This is a genomic window from Algoriphagus sp. 4150, assembly GCF_031457395.1.
Classification (GTDB): Bacteria; Bacteroidota; Bacteroidia; order Cytophagales; family Cyclobacteriaceae; genus Algoriphagus.
The window spans coordinates 619,028-639,080 of record NZ_JAVDWS010000001.1; the positions used below are offsets into that span (position 1 = coordinate 619,028).

Annotated in this window: 18 protein-coding genes; 10 read left to right on the forward strand and 8 right to left on the reverse strand. The window is 41.9% G+C overall.

Annotated features, from left to right (window positions below):
• The first annotated feature begins 48 nt into the window (after positions 1 to 48).
• Positions 49 to 3,294, forward strand: a complete 3,246-nt coding sequence (locus J2X69_RS02650; protein WP_310098021.1) for a S41 family peptidase — start codon at positions 49 to 51, stop codon at positions 3,292 to 3,294.
• 130 nt (positions 3,295 to 3,424) lie between these two features.
• On the opposite strand, the gene J2X69_RS02655 is transcribed toward J2X69_RS02650, so the two are convergent.
• Both J2X69_RS02655 and J2X69_RS02660 read right to left on the reverse strand, forming a co-directional pair.
• Positions 3,425 to 3,754: a BlaI/MecI/CopY family transcriptional regulator gene (locus J2X69_RS02655; RefSeq protein ID WP_310098024.1), complete on the reverse strand. Its 330-nt coding sequence runs from the start codon at positions 3,752 to 3,754 to the stop codon at positions 3,425 to 3,427.
• A 162-nt stretch (positions 3,755 to 3,916) separates the two neighbouring features.
• Positions 3,917 to 4,666 carry an acyl-CoA desaturase gene (locus J2X69_RS02660; RefSeq protein WP_310098029.1) on the reverse strand — a complete coding sequence of 250 codons (750 nt, stop codon included), beginning with the start codon at positions 4,664 to 4,666 and terminating at the stop codon, positions 3,917 to 3,919.
• A gap of 576 nt (positions 4,667 to 5,242) precedes the next feature.
• On the opposite strand from J2X69_RS02660, the gene J2X69_RS02665 reads away from it, so the two are divergent.
• From J2X69_RS02665 to J2X69_RS02685, 5 genes are all read left to right on the forward strand, one after another.
• Positions 5,243 to 5,809: a hypothetical protein gene (locus tag J2X69_RS02665; RefSeq protein ID WP_310098032.1), complete on the forward strand. Its 567-nt coding sequence runs from the start codon at positions 5,243 to 5,245 to the stop codon at positions 5,807 to 5,809.
• Positions 5,810 to 5,863: 54 nt separating this feature from the next.
• Positions 5,864 to 6,766, forward strand: a complete 903-nt coding sequence (locus J2X69_RS02670) for a histone deacetylase (protein ID WP_310098034.1) — start codon at positions 5,864 to 5,866, stop codon at positions 6,764 to 6,766.
• 98 nt (positions 6,767 to 6,864) lie between these two features.
• On the forward strand, positions 6,865 to 7,464 hold the full coding sequence (locus J2X69_RS02675) for an OmpH family outer membrane protein (protein WP_310098036.1): 600 nt from the start codon (positions 6,865 to 6,867) through the stop codon (positions 7,462 to 7,464).
• A 98-nt stretch (positions 7,465 to 7,562) separates the two neighbouring features.
• On the forward strand, positions 7,563 to 8,534 hold the full coding sequence (locus tag J2X69_RS02680; RefSeq protein WP_310098039.1) for a deoxyhypusine synthase family protein: 972 nt from the start codon (positions 7,563 to 7,565) through the stop codon (positions 8,532 to 8,534).
• A 3-nt stretch (positions 8,535 to 8,537) separates the two neighbouring features.
• Entirely contained in the window at positions 8,538 to 10,163 is a 1,626-nt protein-coding gene (locus J2X69_RS02685; RefSeq protein WP_310098042.1) for an OmpA family protein, read from the forward strand.
• 41 nt (positions 10,164 to 10,204) lie between these two features.
• On the opposite strand, the gene J2X69_RS02690 is transcribed toward J2X69_RS02685, so the two are convergent.
• Positions 10,205 to 11,662, reverse strand: coding sequence for a Gfo/Idh/MocA family oxidoreductase (locus J2X69_RS02690; protein ID WP_310098045.1), 1,458 nt, complete (start codon positions 11,660 to 11,662; stop codon positions 10,205 to 10,207).
• A gap of 236 nt (positions 11,663 to 11,898) precedes the next feature.
• Between J2X69_RS02690 and J2X69_RS02695 the strand changes: the two genes are divergently transcribed.
• The 3 genes from J2X69_RS02695 to J2X69_RS02705 all read left to right on the forward strand — a co-directional run bounded on the left by J2X69_RS02695 (position 11,899) and on the right by J2X69_RS02705 (position 16,111).
• Positions 11,899 to 13,497, forward strand: coding sequence for a family 20 glycosylhydrolase (locus J2X69_RS02695; protein WP_310098048.1), 1,599 nt, complete (start codon positions 11,899 to 11,901; stop codon positions 13,495 to 13,497).
• A gap of 152 nt (positions 13,498 to 13,649) precedes the next feature.
• Positions 13,650 to 14,999 carry an alanine/glycine:cation symporter family protein gene (locus tag J2X69_RS02700; protein ID WP_310098052.1) on the forward strand — a complete coding sequence of 450 codons (1,350 nt, stop codon included), beginning with the start codon at positions 13,650 to 13,652 and terminating at the stop codon, positions 14,997 to 14,999.
• A gap of 5 nt (positions 15,000 to 15,004) precedes the next feature.
• Entirely contained in the window at positions 15,005 to 16,111 is a 1,107-nt protein-coding gene (locus J2X69_RS02705; protein WP_310098055.1) for a glycerate kinase, read from the forward strand.
• An 84-nt stretch (positions 16,112 to 16,195) separates the two neighbouring features.
• Here J2X69_RS02705 and J2X69_RS02710 read toward each other — a convergent pair whose 3' ends face one another.
• From J2X69_RS02710 to J2X69_RS02725, 4 genes are all read right to left on the reverse strand, one after another.
• Entirely contained in the window at positions 16,196 to 16,345 is a 150-nt protein-coding gene (locus tag J2X69_RS02710; RefSeq protein WP_192351808.1) for a hypothetical protein, read from the reverse strand.
• Between the two features lie 71 nt (positions 16,346 to 16,416).
• Positions 16,417 to 16,596 carry a hypothetical protein gene (locus J2X69_RS02715; protein WP_310098062.1) on the reverse strand — a complete coding sequence of 60 codons (180 nt, stop codon included), beginning with the start codon at positions 16,594 to 16,596 and terminating at the stop codon, positions 16,417 to 16,419.
• 239 nt (positions 16,597 to 16,835) lie between these two features.
• The gene (locus J2X69_RS02720; RefSeq protein ID WP_310098065.1) at positions 16,836 to 17,192 is read right to left on the reverse strand and encodes a response regulator; all 357 of its coding nucleotides are present in this window, start codon (positions 17,190 to 17,192) and stop codon (positions 16,836 to 16,838) included.
• A 193-nt stretch (positions 17,193 to 17,385) separates the two neighbouring features.
• Positions 17,386 to 17,967, reverse strand: a complete 582-nt coding sequence (locus J2X69_RS02725) for a DUF4136 domain-containing protein (RefSeq protein WP_310098067.1) — start codon at positions 17,965 to 17,967, stop codon at positions 17,386 to 17,388.
• A 139-nt stretch (positions 17,968 to 18,106) separates the two neighbouring features.
• On the opposite strand from J2X69_RS02725, the gene J2X69_RS02730 reads away from it, so the two are divergent.
• Positions 18,107 to 18,589 carry a dCMP deaminase family protein gene (locus J2X69_RS02730; protein ID WP_310098071.1) on the forward strand — a complete coding sequence of 161 codons (483 nt, stop codon included), beginning with the start codon at positions 18,107 to 18,109 and terminating at the stop codon, positions 18,587 to 18,589.
• Here J2X69_RS02730 and murB read toward each other — a convergent pair.
• On the reverse strand, positions 18,586 to 19,599 hold the full coding sequence (murB, locus tag J2X69_RS02735) for a UDP-N-acetylmuramate dehydrogenase (RefSeq protein ID WP_310098074.1): 1,014 nt from the start codon (positions 19,597 to 19,599) through the stop codon (positions 18,586 to 18,588). The genes J2X69_RS02730 and murB overlap by 4 nt on opposite strands.
• Positions 19,600 to 20,053: the final 454 nt, after the last annotated feature.

Sequence of the window (20,053 nt, forward strand, 5' to 3'; positions counted from 1 at the left end):
TAATTCAAATTCGATTTTTGTTTAATTTAAAGCACTAAATCCAACTTTATGACTAAAAGATTAAAGATTTTTGCACTGCTCATATGCTGTTTATTGGGCAATATTTCAATAGCACAAGAAGCTCCCAGATGGATGCGCTATCCGGCTATTTCTCCCGATGGAACCCGGATTGTCTTTACCTATAAGGGTGATCTGTATTTAGTAGCCAGTTCTGGGGGAGTTGCCCGACAGCTTACATTTCACGAGGCTCATGATTATCAGGCTGTATGGAGTCACGATGGAAAGACAATCGCTTTCGCTTCTGACCGCTATGGTAACTTTGATATTTTCACCATGAGTCCTGAAGGCGGCCCTGCTACCAGACTTACATTTCATTCGAATGATGAACTGCCATTTGAATTCTCCGCGGATGATCAATCGATACTATTTGGAACCCAGCGGATGGATATGGCTGAGCATAGACAATATCCATCGGGTTCGCAGCCTGAGCTATATTCCGTCCCCCGTAAGGGTGGAAGGGTAGATCAGATCTTGACGGTTCCTGCTGAATATACGAAGGTGAGCAAGGACGGAAGCAAGATGATCTACCACGACAAAAAGGGAGGAGAGAATGAATGGCGCAAGCACCATCAGTCGGGCATTGCCAGAGACATCTGGCTCTATGACACCAAAGCCAACACCCATAAAATGCTGACCACCTTCTATGGAGAAGATAGAAACCCGGTCTTTTCTCCTGATGAATCGGAGATCTATTACCTGAGCGAGGCCAATGGAAGCTTCAATATCTTTGCAATGAATGCTGCCGATCCTTCCCAAACAGAGGCACTTACTACATTGGAGAATTTCCCAGTCCGTTTTTTGAGCATTTCCAGTGATGGGTTGATGAGCTTTGGATACGATGGAGAACTCTATACACTTCGCAAGGGGCAAGCTCCAAAGAAGCTCGCGATCACGCTCCAGACACAAGCAATTACCAATTCAGATAATTACATCTCTATCAATGGAGGCGTAAGAGAAATGTCCATTTCTCCCGATGGCAAAGAGATTGCTTTTGTGGCTAGAGGAGAGGTTTTTGTGACTTCAGTGGACGGATCTTTCACTAAAAGAATCACAAATACTCCGGAGCAGGAACGCTTTGTGGAGTTTGCCCCTGACGGAAAATCACTGGTCTATGCAAGTGAAAGAGAGGGCAAGTGGCAGATTTTCCAAAGTACCAAAGTAAGATCAGAAGAGCCTTTTTTCTTTGCTTCAACACTGCTGGAAGAGAAACCACTCGTAAAATCAGAAGGTGAGGCTTACTTACCCAAGTTTTCCCCGGATGGGAAAAAGCTGGCTTATGTGGAAGACAGAAGAACTCTAAAAGTATTGGACTTGGCATCGCAGGAAACTGTTACGCTGATGACTCCGGATGAACTTTTCCATATGCGTGATGGAGATCAGTACTTCACTTGGGCTCCTGACAGCAAGTGGCTTTTGGCTACTTATAGACCTACAATGGCAAATTCCGAAGTCGTGCTCTTGGATGCTTCCGGCAAGCAGAAGATGAAAAACCTGACTAAAAGTGGGTACGGAGATGACAATGCGATGTGGGTGAACGATGGAAAACAAATGCTGTGGTTCTCCAATCGAGACGGTTTGCGGAGCTATGCTACCAGTGGACAAAGCCAGAATGATGTCTATACCCTCTTTTTTGATAAGACTGCTTGGGAGAAATTCACCCTATCCAAAGAAGACTTTGACTTGATGAAGGAAATAGAGAAAGCCAATAAGAAGGAAGAGAAGGACGATAAATCAAAAGAGGATAAGGAGAAGGACAAAGAAAAAGACAAGAAGGTTGGGGATTTGAAGTTTGAGTGGGATGGAATAGAAGACCGGAAAGCCAAATTGACGATTCATTCTTCTTCTCTTGGAGATGCGGTTTTGTCAAAGGATGGAGATAAACTTTATTATTTGGCGGCATTTGAGAAGGGAATGAATCTATGGAGCACAGATCTTAGAACCAAGGAGACAAAGCAGGAACTTAGCTTAGATGCCAATTATGCGAATTTGACCTGGGATAAGGATCAGAAATTTCTTTATCTGCTAAGCAATGGAAGCATCTCTAAGATCAATCCTGAAGGGATGAAAAAGGAGGCGATTAAAATCTCAGGTGAAATGACGTATGATAAGGAAGCAGAAATGGCCTATATGTTTGAGCACGTATGGCTCCGCACCAAAGGCATATTCTATACGCCGGACATGCATGGGGTTGATTGGGATTCTGCCAAGGTAGATTATCAGAAGTATCTTCCATCCATAGGTAATAGCTACGAGTTTTCTGAGATGATCTCAGAGATGATAGGAGAATTGAATGTGTCACATGCCGGTGCCCGATACTCAAGATCTGTGGATATGGCTGATGCCACTGCATCTCTGGGTGTGTTTTGGGATTATAAACATACGGGTGACGGCATTAAAATCACGGAGGTTATTGCAGGTGGACCTTTGGATAAAACGGGTTTAGACATCAAGAAAGGAATGGTTATCGAGAAAATAGATGGTCAGACCCTTACGGCTGAAAGTGATATAGCAAAGTTTCTCAATCGAAAAGCGGATACATTCACATTACTTGAACTGGTAAATCCGGAGTCGAAGGAGAGAAAGCAAGTTACTGTCAAGCCGATTTCGCTTAGGACAGAAAATCAATTGCTGTACAAGCGATGGGTGAAAATGAATCAGGCAGAAGTGGACAGTCTTAGTGATGGCAAACTCGGCTATGTGCATATTCCGGGCATGAGTGATGAACCTTATAGAAACGTGTATGAGGAGATGATGGGCAAATACCATGATAGTGAGGCTGTAATCGTAGATACCAGATTCAATGGAGGCGGTGATTTGGTAGCTGACTTGGCCATGTTTTTCACGGGAGAGAAATTTCTGACTTACGCTACTGAGGCGAGGGAAGTAGGATACGAGCCTACTGCCCGATGGACTAAGCCTACGCTGGCGATGTTCAATGAAGCCAATTATTCTGACGGGCATTGCTTCGCCTGTGGTTACACTGATTTAAAGATAGGTAAGACAGTGGGAATGCCTACGCCGGGCACCTGTTCATTTGCCGGCTGGGAAGCTTTACCTGATGGATCACGCTGGGGAGCCGTACCTATATCGGCTAAGAATAAAGCGGGAGAATGGCTGGAGAATAACGAGACCAAACCTCAATTTGAAGTGAAAAATATGCCGGGCAAAATTGATCAGGGACAAGATCAGCAACTTCAGAAGGCTGTAGAAGAATTATTAAAAGAAGTGAATTGATAAAGTCGAAAAAGCTTGCCGAGATATGTCGGAATAACGCCTATCGGGGCAAAAATGGAATATAAGTTAGAGATAAAAAAACCTGGTATTACTACCAGGTTTTTGTTCTTTTTCACTTTTTCAAAAATGGCTATTGATACGATTTCGTATTCAGTGTCTCGTCATTTTTGAAAAAATCAGTGAGTTTTCCGAAAGAATTTTCGAAATAGCCATCCAGCATTTTCTTAATGATGAATGAACGATATTCGTCTTTGGAAACAATTGGAAAGTACTCGTGACTTTTACCGTAAGATTTGTGGCTTACAAATCCTTTTCTTTCCAAAATCCTGACAATTGTCGAGACAGTGTTATAGGCGGGCTTCGGTTCGCTCATCGGAGTAAGGATATCTTTCACGAACCCTCGTTCGATATCCCAGAGGATCTGCATGATATCCTCTTCTGCTCTTGTTAATGGTTTCATAAATAAGGCGTTAAGTTTTAATTGCTAGAAAATTATTCGTTTAGTTTCACAATTGCAAAAAAAACCACCTTTACTTTTAATATTTTTTAACCAAAGAGATCTGACGTTTGTACTCTAATTTATCGATTTCAACAAAAATGGCCTCATTTGAGGCCATTTCAATTATGCAGGTCTTAATTTGATTATCCTTGTCATGTGAAGCAATTTCACGATCGGGTAAGTAGGGTCAAATTCATACCATTTAACAGCGAAATTTGGTCTGTTGGGAAGTCTGTGGTGATTGTTTTGGAACAACTCTCCCAGCATCAAAACGTCTAGAAGAAGACTGTTTTTAGACTGGTCATTGTTGTCAAAATTCGCATACCCGTACTTGTGCCCGCTCCAGTTTACAATAGCGCCATGCACTGGCCCCATAAGGAAGTGAATAGGGAGAAGGAAATACATCCACCAATGTGTACCGGGCAGATCAAATACAGAGATACAAAGTACATAGATGGCTACATACAGTAATCCCCAGCTTACCCTCACAATCATGGTGTCTGCAAATTTGTCAAATTTGTTCCAATCAGGAATATCCTTGGAGAATCGCTCTTCAGGTTTCAGACGGAAAGAAAAATACTCATTGTAAATATTCTTTGTCTTCCACATCATGGTAAATAAATTCTCTGTATGATGAGGGCTATGTGGATCTTTTGGGGTATCACTGTAGGCATGGTGCATTCTATGTAAGATAGCATATGCCCGTGGAGAAAGGTATGAGCTGCCTTGCCACATCCATGTGAAGAAATAGAAGAACTTTTCCCAATACTTATTCATGTAGAACATTTGATGGGCAGCGTATCTGTGTAGGAAGAAGCTTTGGCAAAACAGGGAGAAATACCAATGCAACAAGAAGAAGACTATAATTATCACTCGGCTTAAGATTAATGTTAGAAATACAAATATAATGCAACGTAAATCAAGTAACGAAATTCATGCCCTTTCCATTCCATCTGATTAGATGATATTTATCAGGTTTTCAAAAATGCAGGCCGGATTTAATACGACTTGCTTAGATGTAAGGGGCAATGGTTGAGCTTTCAAGACAGAATGCTCTGTGAGTCACTCATTCTCTTAAAGGCTTAGTCCATGATTTGAAACCCTCTATTCGAGAAAATGATTTTTTTGAGGCAGAAATGTAGGAAATGAAGATTATTTGACCATTTCATTCGTTCTAATAATGCGCCTTATTTTACTCTGCCTAAAAATCAGTAAATACGAAAAACAAAAAATTCACTCTTGCAGTTATACTGAAAAAACAAAAATCAATTTTCTCCTTGAATTTCAGGGTATTGTGATTCTAAAAAACATCCCATTTCATTACAATTTCTTAAGAAGACTTTGTGTAATTAATAAAATTCGATTAGATTTTGATGCTATATTACTAAAGGATTTAGTACTATTGACCTGCTAATCACTTAAACTAAATATTCTTTAAATATTTGACCTATGTCAATCTCAAATCCAGGTTTTGACCCGCAGCGCATCGAGGAGCTAAAGGAAGAGCTAAGTAAGCTCAATAAGACCTTCAAAATCATTCCCGATGAAGAAAACTCCGACGAGTTTGTGAATTTCTATTTCATAGGAATGTATCAAGGCAAAGAAGTAATATACGATGCAGCATTGTACACACTTAGGCTACATCATGCCAGTGAAGTATATGAATTGGCTGAACATAAGGCCGCTCAGAAATTTCCAAATTTTAAAAGTATATCCTATGAAGAAGATGAAAATGGCAATCTGAAGCCATTGACAAGTGAGGAGGAGGAAATCGGTTGGTTTATCACCGAAATTATCATGGAAATCGAAGAGGAGGAAAGTGTGAAAGTACAGGAATTCGTAGATGTGGATACTCATCATGATTTCGGCATAGGTGTAGATGCCGGTTTGAATGTGGATCATATAGATGAGACTGTGATTTCAAATTTTATTAAGGAATTTAACGATGACACGCTAAAGCTTGACGATACCATGTATGCTTTTCAATCCGAAGAAGAGGAGGATATCGAAGATTGATGGTATTTTAGCCGTAAACACCAAACAACGCTTGCTAACCACAAGCGTTTTTTTATGCTGAAAATTGCATTTTCGCCTATATATAAGCATCCATTGCCCGAAAATCATAGATTTCCGATGGAGAAATATGAGTTGCTCCCGGGTCAGTTATTATACGAAGGGGTGGTGACTGAGGAGAATTTCTTTGAACCGACTCCTGTAAGTGAAAAATGGATTCTAAATACCCATACGAGGGAATATTGGAATAAGCTTAAGCAGTTGACTTTGTCCAAATCAGAAGTTCGCGCTACGGGTTTTCCTTTGTCTAAAGAACTGGTGGATAGGGAGGTTATTATTGTGCAGGGTTCTATACAAGCTGCGCTGTATGCCTTGGAGTATGGGGTTGCGATGAACATAGCAGGAGGCACCCACCATGCTTTTGCTGATCGGGGAGAGGGCTTTTGCTTGTTAAATGATATTGCTGTTGTGGCTAACTATTTGATTGACAATCAGTTTTCTAAGAAAGTTTTGATTATTGATCTAGACGTACATCAGGGCAATGGCACTGCAAGTATATTTGCTGATGATCCATCTGTTTTCACGTTCAGCATGCATGGAGAAAAAAACTACCCTATGCACAAAGAAGTTTCTGACCTAGACTGTGCGGTGGCGGATGGGACCGGAGATCAGGAATATTTAGCAATTCTTCAATCTCAGCTTGAACTCATTCTGAAAAAATTCACACCTGACTTCATCATCTATCAGTCTGGGGTGGATGTGTTGGATAGTGACAAATTGGGAAGGTTGTCATTGAGTTTAGCCGGTGTGAAAACCCGCGATGCTATTATTCTGAAGCTGGCTAAATCTCTGAATGTACCAATAATGTGCTGTATGGGCGGTGGATATTCCTCTCAGGTATCCAAAATAGTCGAAGCTCATACCATGGTATATAGGCTAGCCCAAGAGTTGTATTTTTGAAAGGTGGATTTTAAAGTTTGAGAGAGATTTTTAGTCAATTCTTGTAAAATCAATACTTTCTTTATATTTGCGACCTTGTAATCATTAACATCTACAAAGTGAAAAGAGGACTAATACTAATCGGTGCATTGAGCCTTGCTACAATGCTTCTATACAGCTGTGATAAAGCTGAAACTTCTACAGCGGCTGGCGAAAGCACTTCCAAAGAAGTGAAACAAGGCGAATTGAACATCGCTTTTGTTTACACTGACAGCGTGATCAATAAGTATGATTACTTTAAGAAGAAATCAGAAGAGCTTACCGAAAAAGGAAAGAAATTTGAAGGCGATCTTCAAAGCAGAGCTAGGGGATTTGAACAGGAAATCCAAACTTTCCAACAGACTGGTGGCAATATGACTCAAAATCAGGCTAGAGCTAAGCAAGAGGAATTGGCTAAGAAAGAGCAAAACTTGATGACCTACCGTGATAATCTGATGCAGGAATTGTCGGCTGATGAGTCTACTCTTTATAGCGACGTTTATGACAAAGTTCAGAAGTATCTTAAAAGTTATGCCGAAACCAATAACATTGATGTGATCTTGAGCTACACCAGGGGCGGAGCAGTTTGGTACGCCAATGATGCAATTGACCTTACTTCCACCGTAATTGAAGGAATTAATAAAGAGTACACTTCGTCTCCTACGGACACAGCTAAATAAGTTGAGTTACTCTTTCCAACTAGTGAAACCCGGTTTAGACTGGGTTTTTTTGTGGGAAAAAATTGGGTAATTTTGGCACTCTAACGAAAATTTATAGAATGAAAATCACTGAATTTTTAAAGCATAACTACCGTCATTTCAATGCAGCCGCATTGATCGATGCCGCAGAAGGATATAAAAGCCATCTGGACAATGGTGGTAAGATGATGGTCACCCTGGCGGGAGCGATGTCTACTGCTGAGCTGGGTATTTCTCTTGCTGAGATGATCCGTCAAGACAAAATCCAAATCATCACCTGTACAGGTGCAAATTTGGAAGAGGACGTCTTCAATTTGGTGGCGCATGATTATTATGAGAGGATTCCAAACTACCGTGAGCTTACTCCTGCACAGGAGCAGGATTTGGTAGAGCGGCACATGAATCGTGTGACTGATACCTGCATTCCTGAAATGGAAGCTATGCGAAGAATTGAAAATGTGATCTTGGAAGAATGGGTAAAGGCGGATCAGGCCGGAGAAGCTTTCTTTCCGCACGAGTTTTTCTATAAAATTCTCCTATCCGGTAAGTTGGAAGGGTCTTATCAAATCGATCCCAAGGACAGCTGGTTGCTGGAGGCAGCTAAGAAAAACCTGCCTATCATTGTGCCGGGATGGGAAGATTCTACGTTGGGAAATATGTTTGCAGGTCATGTGATCTCCGGTGATGTGAAGAATGTACACACCGTACGCAGCGGAATTGAGTACATGATGTACCTAGCCGAATGGTATACTAATACCGCAACCGACGAAAGTACTATCGGATTTTTCCAGATTGGCGGGGGAATTGCAGGAGACTTCCCTATATGTGTGGTGCCGATGTTGCATCAGGACTTGCAGAGAGATAATGTGCCGCTTTGGGGATATTTCTGTCAGATCTCTGATTCGACCACTTCTTACGGTTCGTATTCCGGAGCTGTGCCAAATGAAAAAATCACTTGGGGCAAGTTGGGAATAGATACTCCGAAATTTATCATCGAGTCTGATGCAACGATCGTAGCACCATTGGTATTTGCCATTGTGCTGGATCAATAAACTATGAGAAAATTCACGAATGTATTAAAAGGAGCAAGTGGCGCAATGCTACTTGCTTTTTGCTTTTCAGGTAATCTGGAAGCTCAAAAGATAGTATCACTTTCCGGAGCCAATAGTCCACAGGATGATATGAATCCGGTATGGATTGGAGACAATACGCTACTGTTCACCCGTGCTTTTCACCCTGATAATATTGGGGGCATCACAGATCCCGGAGATATCTGGATGACCAGAAAATCCGAGTCCGGAGAATGGCAAGAAGCAGTTCACCGCGCAGATCTCAGCACAGATGGATATGATTTTTCCCTGGGCTTGGAAGATTACCTTACCCTGCTGGTGTATCATACAGGAGGTAAGAGATTCGGGATTTACCAATATTCCAAGTTTGGTACTGAATGGAATTTTCTTCGTCAGGTAACCATGGATGGTCTGGAAGGGATTTCCGGGCAGGTCACCGGTAGAGTGGCTTCGGGCGGGAATGTGATTTTTCTTTCAGGAAAGGGAAAAGATTCCAAAGGAAATGAAGATATCTATGTGAGCGAGAAAACCGGACCGATCGCATGGTCAACCCCTGTCAACATTGGGGCTGCTATAAATACCAAGGGACAGGAGATGAGTCCTTACTACGATTCTAAAACACAAAAATTGTATTTCTCTTCCAATATGCACGAGGGAGCACAGGGGAAGGATATATTTATTTCAAAACGAATGGGAGACGGCTGGGATAACTGGAGCAAACCGGTAATATGGCAGCAAGTGAGTTCTCCGGGATCTGAAGTTTCAGTTACATTTATCAATGAGGAAGAGGTGGTGTGGACTAGCACGCAGAATAGCGATGGTTTTGCAGACTTATTAACTTTCGAAACCGTGGTTCCTCTAGTGATACCGGAGGAGTTTACCGCGGCTGCTTCTGAGCCTTTGACTCCTGAGATCCCTCAGGCAGAGGCCAAAAGCGTGTCAGTGGTGCCAATTTATCCTTCTACTACTATTGGAATTCCTGAGGTGAAAGTAATGGAAAAAAGTGCCGATAAGGAAGAAAATCCTATTTCTTGGTTCGTCGTGGATGCAAAGAATAAGAAATTGGTTCCTTACACTATCACCTGGAAAGTAGGAGACTCAATAGTTTCCAAAAGTGCAACTGACCCTATTAAATTTTCAGAATTGGAGGATACAAAAGTGGGAGAGATAAAGGTCAATGCCGAAGGGTATTTCCCGAAAATTATTTCACTCAATGAGATAAAGACCGGTGAGCCTACTGTGGTTCTAATGACAAAAGCAGAGTCTGGAAATGTGGTATTGCTTGATAATGTGAACTTCAAAAGAGGAACTGCAGAATTGGAAGGAGAGCAGACAAAAGCTTCATTGAAAGAATTGGCGGAATTCTTATTGGAAAACCCGAGTATGAAACTCAGAATCCATGGGCATACGGACAATGCGGGGGATCCGGGGCTGAACAAAGGACTTTCATTGGAAAGAGCCGGAAGCGTGCGGGATTTCTTGACCGGACAGGGAGTTGCCTTCGAGAGTCTCAGGATCTCAGGCTGGGGAGGTACAAAGCCACTTGCTTCCAATGCAACAGAAGTAGGGAGATCCAAAAACAGAAGAGTAGAACTGGAAGTAGAGCAATAGTGAAAACGGCTTTGAAAATATTTTCAAAGCCGTTTTTTTTATTAAAGTGAATAATCTCCTCTGTATTCCCTGCGAACAAATTGATTGGCAGGTTCGAAGTTGGTAACCTTCATCTCAGGACCATCCCATACTAGCTTGATTCCTCTGCCCGGATAATCGAATTGGTTGGCATTATCAGGCTTAGGGGTTCTGTAATCGTAGCTTCTTATAGCAAGATTTCCCATCAGGACAGATTCAGTCAATGGACCTGCGATAGAGAATGGTGAACTTAAGTTCTTGAACTCCTCTGATCCATGTCCGGCGATACAGGCTTCTACCCAGTTATTGTAGTGACCACTATCTCCACCGGAAACCCTGTGCAGCGTCTGAGGAGTATTTACTTCTTGGGTTTTTGAAGTAGGTAGCAACTGCGGATTTTTACCGTATGTAGAGCACATCATTTTTCCTTTAGTGCCTTCTATTATAACGCCATTACCGCCATCTCCCATTTGCTCGTTTGGAGCCAATTCCTCAGGTCTGGTAGGTTGAATGCCCCCATCCATCCAATGGAATTCAAGGTCATCTTTTCCCGGTCTGTCAAATCGTAAAGTAATATGGGAAGAAGGAGGACAGCTTTCAGGGAAGTAGCCTCTTTTAAATTCACCCACATATACAGAACCTACAGAACACTCGGCGGATTTCGGATAGCCAAGACCCAAAACCCGGAATGGAGGCTCCATAATGTGGCAAGCCATATCGCCTAGTGCACCTGTTCCATAATCCCACCATCCACGCCAGTTAAACGGAACTAGATTGCCTACGTAATCTTTGTATGGTGCTGTCCCTAACCAAAGATCCCAGTCCAAATCAGCGGGAGGAGTCACAGGTTCTGTAGGCCATTGGATCCCCTGAGGCCATACCGGTCTATCTGTCCATGAATATACTTTGGTAGCGTCACCTATTAATCCTGCTTCGTACCACTCCACCATTTGACGGACACCATCCCCTGAAGAACCCTGATTACCCATTTGGGTGACTACTTTATATTTTTCAGCTGCTTCAGTAAGCATTCTAGCCTCGTAGATATCGTGGGCAAGTGGTTTTTGCACATAGACATGCTTACCCATTTTCATGGCAGTCATGGCCGCTACAGCATGCATGTGATCGGGAGTGGATACAGTGACTGCGTCAATATTCTTTTCCTCCTTTTCCAGCAAGTCCCGGAAATCCTTGTAATAGTTAGCTTTTGGGTGTAATTCCCTACTTGACTTTGCTCTACTATCATCTACATCGCAAAGTGCTACAAAGTCAACTTTTCCTGTTTGGGTTATACCACGTACATCACTTCCTCCCATTCCACCTACACCAATACCGGCTACCCTAAGTTTGTCACTTGGAGCTATAAAACCGGGACCTCCTAAGACATGCCTGGGAACAATGTAAAACCCGGCTGCTGCCAATGCAGAGCCTTTGAGAAATTTTCTTCTGGAATTCCCAGAATTTGAGCCTTCACTTTTCATTAGATTAATAGTTATGTTAAAGAGGGTTTTGGATTTATTTGACCGGACAAATTCCTGATCTGTAAAATTTGAAATTATCAAAAACAACGCACAATCTTGAGTCCACTCATAAAAATACTTCGACTTATGCTGAAGAGATTTATGAATAGACAAGAATAGCTGTTTAATTATAAAATCAATTAGTGCTGGGGAGATTATTGAAAAAATAGATTAAGTTTACTCAAACCTTTTATCTTATGAAGCATACCTTACAGATCATTGCTGCACTTGTAGCATTTTCTATCAGTTCTTGTCAAGCGCCAAATTCAATACCTTTGGACCAGACGGGCATTATTCCAATTCCAAGCTCTATCTTATCCTCATCGGGAGTATTTGAATTAGGTTCAGGATCTTCCATTCAATTGGTAGGAAGTGGTGAGGACTTGAAAAGGGTGGGAGATTACTTGGCAGAAAAGCTACGTCCGGCCACCGGATATGATATTCCTGTAGGCACTGGTAAAGGCGATTTGATTTTGGAATTGATCTCCGGAGAGGCCTCAGAAAAATATAGTATTGAAATCAAAAGTGATTGGATAAAAATATCATCCACTTCTGCCGCTGGGTTGTATTATGGGATGCAGACTTTAATCAAAGCTCTTCCTGTGGAGATAGAAAACACTTCTGTCGTAGCTCATGATTGGTTGGTATCAAATGGCAAAATTGAAGATGAACCGGAGTTTGCCTATAGAGGAGCAATGCTGGATGTGGCTAGACACTTTATAAGTGTAGAAGACGTGAAGCATTACATCGATCAGATGGGAAGCCTGAAATTCAACTACCTCCATCTACATTTGTCTGATGATCAGGGCTGGAGAATTGAAATCAAATCTTGGCCAAAATTGACCGAAATAGGAGGGAAAACCGAGGTTGGGGGAACTGAAGGTGGATTTTTCACCCAAGAAGATTATGTCGAAATCGTCAAATACGCAGCTGATAGATTTATCACAGTCGTACCGGAAATAGATATGCCGGGTCATACCAATGCTGCTTTGGCGTCTTACGGAGAACTAAACCCGGGGGTGAATCTGCCGAATGGTGATTTCGCTATAATGAATGAAGGCAAGATTGATTTTGACATTCTTGACAAGAATCCTCAGCCTGCCGAGATTTACACGGGGATTGAAGTGGGATTTAGCACATTCGCCACCAACAAAGAGATCACTTATACTTTTGTAGAGGATGTAATAAGAGAACTGGTAGAGCTTACTCCCGGACCATATATTCATATTGGTGGAGATGAGTCACATGTCACTGAGAAGGCTGACTATATTTATTTTGTAGAGCGTGTGCAGGAGATCGTCACCAAGTATGGTAAAAAGAGCATAGGTTGGGATGAAATAGCCACAGCAAAACTGCTACCCGGATCAGTAGCTCAGTTTTGGGCGTTGGAAGAAAATGCAAACTTGGCTAAGGAGCAAGGAAATCAAATACTGATGTCACCTGCCAAGCGCGCCTACCTTGATATGCAATATGATTCCACTTCTACACTGGGACTTCACTGGGCAGCTTATATAGAACTTGATGATGCGTACAATTGGGATCCTGCCACTTATTCAGAAGGGATAAACAAATCGGATATTTTGGGTGTTGAAGCACCGCTGTGGACTGAAACTATCGCCAGCCGTGCAGACATCGAATATATGGCTTTCCCTAGATTGGCAGCTTTGGCCGAAGTCGCCTGGTCATCCAATGAACGGAGAAACTGGGAAGATTTTCAGAAGAGAATTGCTATTCAGGGTAAGCGCTGGGATATCAACGGTATAGGCTTCTACCGATCTCCAAAAGTCAATTGGTAAACCATATTAAAGAATTAAAAGACCCGGCGGAAGTCGGGTTTTTTATTGCTTAGACGGAAATCTTCTTTGAAATTGATTAAAATGAACCTAATATGGATGTTAATTTAAATGATACAATCAGGTAATTTGATTACCGGAACAATAAACACTTAATGGGCGAGTACATTATTTCCTTTGCTAACTGGATTTGGGGAACCCCAATGCTTATCATATTAATGGGCGGAGGAATGGTTTTATTGTTTCACTCAGGGTTTGTTCCTTTTCGTCGCATAGGTCATGCGGTAGGATTGCTTCGCGGGAAATACGATGATAGTATGGCGCCTGGTCAGATCACATCCTTTCAGGCATTGTCTGCGGCTATTGCAGCCACGGTAGGTCTTGGAAATATCAGTGGTGTGGCTATCGCAATAAATATGGGCGGCCCCGGTGCAATTTTTTGGATGTGGGTCTCTGCTTTTGTAGGCATGGCAACCAAGTTTTATACCTGTAGTCTCGCCATTATGTATAGGGGAAAAGATTCCGAAGGACAAATACAAGGAGGTCCCATGTATGTAATAGAAGAGGGGATGGGAAAAAAGTGGAAGTTCCTGTCGGTCATTTTTTGTACAGCAGGCATTTTAGGTTTGCTGGCGATTTTTCAAGCCAATCAATTAACTGCCGTACTCAGAACGGTAATTCTCGAACCGGCAGGACTGGACGAAGGAGATAAGACGCGATGGATTATAGGCATTACAATGATGGTACTTGTAGCGATCGTAATTCTTGGAGGAATCAAGAGAATCGCTGCAGTGGCGGCTAAGATGGTTCCGTTTATGGTCGGGCTGTATTTTGTCACGGTGATTATTATCGTATTCAAATACCTAGGAGATGTACCTGAGATGCTGTTGAAAATCGTAACTGATGCATTTACAGGAGAGGCGGTGGCAGGGGGAGCTGTAGGGGCTGTGATTGTCGTAGGAGCGAGACGGGCAGCCTTCTCCAATGAAGCGGGTATTGGTACTGCTCCCATGGTACATGGTGCTTCCAAAAACAATGAGCCTATTCGTGAAGGTTTGATTGCAATGCTTGGTCCTTTTATCGATACAGTGATCGTCTGTACGTTGACAGCTTTGGTGATTATGCTTACGGGCGTGTGGGAATCAACCGAAAAGGATGGTGTGAGGCTTACACTCGCGGCTTTTGATATGGCGCTTCCGGTAGTAGGTAGATACCTGTTGATGTTTGCTGTATTGGTTTTTGCGCTGTCCACTATGTTCACCTACTCTTATTATGGTCATAAGTGTTTTGGCTATCTGTTTGGAGCCAAAAGAGCCGATTATTACAATTATTTCTATTTGATCACAATCGTTGCCGGTGCTGTAGCTTCCCTGGAGGTGGTGGTTAGCTTGGTGGATGGCATGTATGCGATTATGGCCGTTCCTACTATGGTCTCCACATTTTACTTAGCTCCAAAAGTAAGAGCTGCTTCAAAGGATTATTTTCGAAGAATGAAAAATTCCTGATTGCTATGAATATCCTGATTTCTCCCAATGCATTCAAAGGCACGATGAGTGCACGTGAATCAGGTGAAATAATACAGACTTTTATCCGCAATAAGTTTTCCAAGGTCAATACAGAAGTTCTTCCAATTGCTGACGGTGGAGACGGTACCTGTGAGTTGTTGACTGAGATTCTAAAGTTGGAAAGAAAGAGTGTTTGGGCTCTTGATCCCTTTGGAAGACCCATTCCCTGCTCCTATGGATGGGATAAAGACGCTAAAAAAGCCTATATAGACGTTTCTACTGCCTCGGGAATAGCAAAGTTGGGAAATGAGGCCAAGAAGCCCTTTGTAGCATCCAGCTTTGGTACAGGTCTGCTTATCGGGCATGCTGTGGACTTAGGCGCTGAGGAGATAATATTGGGACTTGGCGGAAGCGCTACAGTTGATTTGGCAATAGGGATGCTAGCCGCTTTAGGAGTAGTTTTTTTGGATGAGAGGGGAAGGGAATTGACACAGTTTTCTCCTAATTATCTTTCCAAAATCAGACACATTCAGAGATCTTTGCGAACACCCAACAACATTCGTTTTTCCTGCCTTTGTGATGTTAGAAATACTTTTTTCGGCGATAGGGGAGCAATTCCCGTATTTGGCCCGCAAAAAGGAATTTTGCCAAACCAAATTGAGACTTACGAAGAAGAATGTAAAACTGTCATTGACCGCTTGTTTCTTAAACAGAAGAAAACTTTTGAAGACAGATCTGGATTTGGAGCTGCGGGCGGAATTGCGTTGGGCTTATCGGCTTTTTTTGAGACGGAAATCAAGTTTGGATCCGAGTATTTTTTTGAGACGGTGAATCTGGAAATTAAAGTGAAATGGGCCGATCTGATAATTACGGGAGAGGGGAGATACGATAGCCAGTCTTCTGAAGGTAAGGCTTGCTATGAATTGCTGCAATTAGCCCATAGGAATGCAAAGAAGATAACGCTGATTACCTCTGGCCGGGAAAGAGGAGTAGAACAATTTGATCAGGTGATGACTTTGCCTGATCTGGATTTTTCACAGGAAAACTACAGAGAAAATTCCAAGAGAAACCTCCTCGCTTTACTGGAAAGTGAATTTTCTCCGGAAAGTTGAATTGATGTGGTTTGGTCTCTAAGCGTGTTTCAGTGGGCATAAAAAAAGGAGGCATTTGCCTCCTTTTAATTAAGATATAAGTTATTAATGATCAGCTTTCTTCTTCTTGGTGAATGTGCTCCTGGTGTCTATTGCAGTTATTCCGGCTCCAAGACCGATTAATATACATACAATTACTAGGAAGGTCTGGGCACCTCCGGCGAGCGGAGAACTGAAAACGTCAAGTAGTATCATGATCAAATTGTTGAAATTCTAAAGATTGCCCGAAGATAAATTCTTCAGTCCAATTAACCAAAGGAATCCCGTTAATCGAACTGATCATCATCGAAATCTTCCTCTTCATCGGCCTCATCAAAATCCAAGATGTTGTCATCGACAAATCCACTCTCTTCGTCGAGATCATATTCATCTTCGAAATCATTGTCGAAATCCTCCTCATCAGCGAAGTTGTCGTCATCTTCGAAATCGTCGTCAAAATCCTCCATAGTAGTTTAGATAGGGGTTTTTTAATAGTTGAATGATACGAATTAAAGTAAAAAAATAATTAGCACCATACTGCGGATATATTTTTTTTCAACTTTTTTTACGCGACCTATATTCCGATAGTTTTACAGGATAGTTCTACGCTGCCATCTCTATATGGCAGCTTAGGTGAGAGAAAGAAAAATGGTGGATATTAAGTTTGAAAGCCCGTTTTTAAGCAAGTAAATGCCTCTGTCGGGAATTAATTGAAAATAGATTTGATATTTTTTTTTATGAGGGGTTTTGAGAGATAGTCTTTCACTACACTGTAGCGGCTGGCTTTGCTGATATCCCTCTCGTCCACAGAACTACTCAATATGTAGATTTGAGCTTCGGTCTGCTCAGAATTAAAATTATCCAGAAAATCCCAACCTGTCATCTCCGGCATGTTCAAATCCAAAAATAGGTAATTGGGCTTGATGGAATAGATTTCTTTAAGAGCCGCCTTTGCACTTAGATATTTATAGAATTGACAGGGCTCTTTCACATTTCTGGAAATGAGCTTTTCAGTAATAAAGGTACTGATTGGATCGTCATCTATCAGGACAATGGTTAGCATCAAATGACTAAAATTTGTGTTTGAAATACATTATATATGTTACAAAAGTAACAGTCAATTAATGCGCCACAAATTTTTTGCCAACTAAGTATCAAATAAAAATGAGGGTTTTATCAGAAAGAGGGGGCGTTTTGGATACGGATGAAATCCGGGAAAAGCCGGTGTAACCGGCTTCCGGGAAATAATGTAGAAGCTATTGGCTTTGCTTCAACTCATATAGGAAGTAATCAATGATTTTATCAGTGGTTTTCAGTACTTTTTTACTTTTACTTTTCTGACTGCTTACTTCAGTTACCCCTGTCAGAGTCATCAGTAGTTTATCCTCTTTCTGATCGATAAAATCTACAATCACCTGAACTAATTCGTAGTGGGTTGTGCCCGAATTGTTATTCCGATTATTGAAGTATGGATTGTACATCCAAGGATCCCATACTCTGTAACCCCAAAAAGGGTAAGGGTTGTAATTCTGGAAATTTTCTCTTTTTCTAGGATCTTCGTTTGATGTGTAGCGGATTACCAATTCAGGAGTTGTTTTATCGTAAATTAACCCGCGTGCTTCCAAAGCTTCTCTTAAGTGTATTTGTACTTGGTGATCTATAAATTCTGAAGAAAAACCTCTCATCCCCACTTCCTGATTGATGATGACAAATGACTGATACGGGTTTTTGATGGGGATTTCATTGTTCTCTTCAAAAATTTCTATGGAGCTGCAAGAGGTAAGACCGATTGCCAGAATAAGTGTAAATAGAAAGAGGCTTTTGCGTTGATTGTTCATTGCTTTAATCTTTTCTTCTCAATACGGGGAATGTATCTGAATGTTAACTTATACTTTATTAACGAAAAACTTGCACCAAAAATTTAGGATTCTTACCCGCCTTCGATTTCTAATGCTAATTTTGGCGAAAGTATAAGAAATGATTAGACCTGATTTTGATGATATTTTTATGGAACTGGCGGTCAATTTGGCCAAACGTTCTCATTGTATCAAGAAGCATGTGGGAGCTGTTCTCACAAAAGACACACGTATTATCTCTATAGGCTATAACGGCCCTCCTGCCGGAACTCATAATTGTGATGTTGAATTCCCCGAAAAAGGATGTGCCAGAGACAGTAAAGGAAGCTGTTCACTAGCCCTGCATGCTGAGCAAAATGCAATACTTTATGCGGTGAAAAATAACACTTCAGTGGAAGGATCAACACTTTTTGTGACACTTTCTCCTTGTCTTGCCTGCTCTAGAATCATTTTCTCCATGGGTATTTCGAGAGTTATTTACCTTTTTTCATATGCAGAATACAAGGGCATAGGCTCCGACGAAGGGGTGGATTTCTTGAGAAAATTCGGCGTACAAGTGGACAAATACGAAAAGACACTGGAGGTCAACGATCCCTTGGTTTAAAGGAAATTCACCTCCGGGTGAATAGTTATACCAAATCTCTCAAGGACAGATTGCTGAATCCTTGTCGCCAAATTTTTGATTTCATTTCCGTCTCCTTCACCGTAATTCACCAGCACAAGGGGCTGCTTTGCATGTACGCCTATTTCCCCAAACCGCTGTCCTTTCCAGCCGCATTGCTCGATCAGCCAGGCAGCCGGGACTTTTATCCCTTCGGCATTTGGAAAACCCGGAATGGAAGGGTTCTCATTTTGCAAAACGCTGAAGTGCTCCTTAGAAATAGTCGGATTTTTGAAGAATGAACCTGAATTTCCTATTTCTTTTGGATCGGGAAGCTTTGATTGGCGAATATGAATCACTGCATCTGATATTGCTTTTAGGCTAAGCTCTTTTATTCCTGAGGCTTCCAACGTTTCCTTAATAGCTCCGTATTCTGTATGGAATTTCGGTTCTTTGCTCAACCTGAAAACCACGGAGCAAATCACATATTTGTCCTTGAGTTCATGCTTGAATATACTTTCTCTATATCCAAATTTGCACTGCCCGGCATTGAATTCCTGTAGTGTTAAGGTGTCGCGGTTAAGCGCTTTCAAGCTGGAGAATACATCTTTGATCTCTATTCCATACGCCCCGATGTTCTGCATGGGGGATGCGCCTACGGTTCCGGGAATCAGTGATAAATTCTCTATTCCTGCCCAGTTATTTTCTATGGAAGTAAGGACAAACTGATGCCAGTTCACTCCGGCACCAACTTCGACGAAATAAAACCCATCATTTTCTTGAACTACCTTGATGCCTTGAATTTCAATTTTAATCACCAATGTTTCCTGATTTTGGGTTAATAGAATATTACTTCCTCCACCAAGGATCAAGGGATTGATATTCTGTATTTTAGCCCATTCTAACGCTTCTTTCAGCTCATCTACTGATTTTATTGAGACAAAAAACCGCGCATTTTTAGCAATTCCAAACGTGTTGTATGCCTTGAGGGAAATGTTTTCTTGTATATTCATAAGCCTAGAGTGCCTTGCGAAATAAGCAAGATTTTACTCCAATAAGAAATGAAATCATCCAATTGAATTTATTACATGAAATCGAGCCGTCAGGCAGACATGATACCTTACCTACGGGATCACACACTGGGATGATATAAAGCCGGCAAGATTCTCCCGATCCGCCGCGACGGACGGGACAGGCTATCTGACCTCTTAAAATAAAATATAAACAGATGAAATACCCATGACAGGCGGTCGACGTACAGGGATTATATCCAGGCATACACCGCCTCAGCAGATTTGCTTGTTGTTAGGGCGCGTTAGCCTGTCCCGATAACGCAGTGTATCGGGAGGGTGACGCAGCACGAGGGTGCGGCTGGTCTGAGGGCGGAAGATTGCTGGCGTCTTGGCCTTTTGGTTCTTTTGGGCCAAGCCAAAAGAACAAAGAAATGAAGCCTGCCTGTGGCCAGAC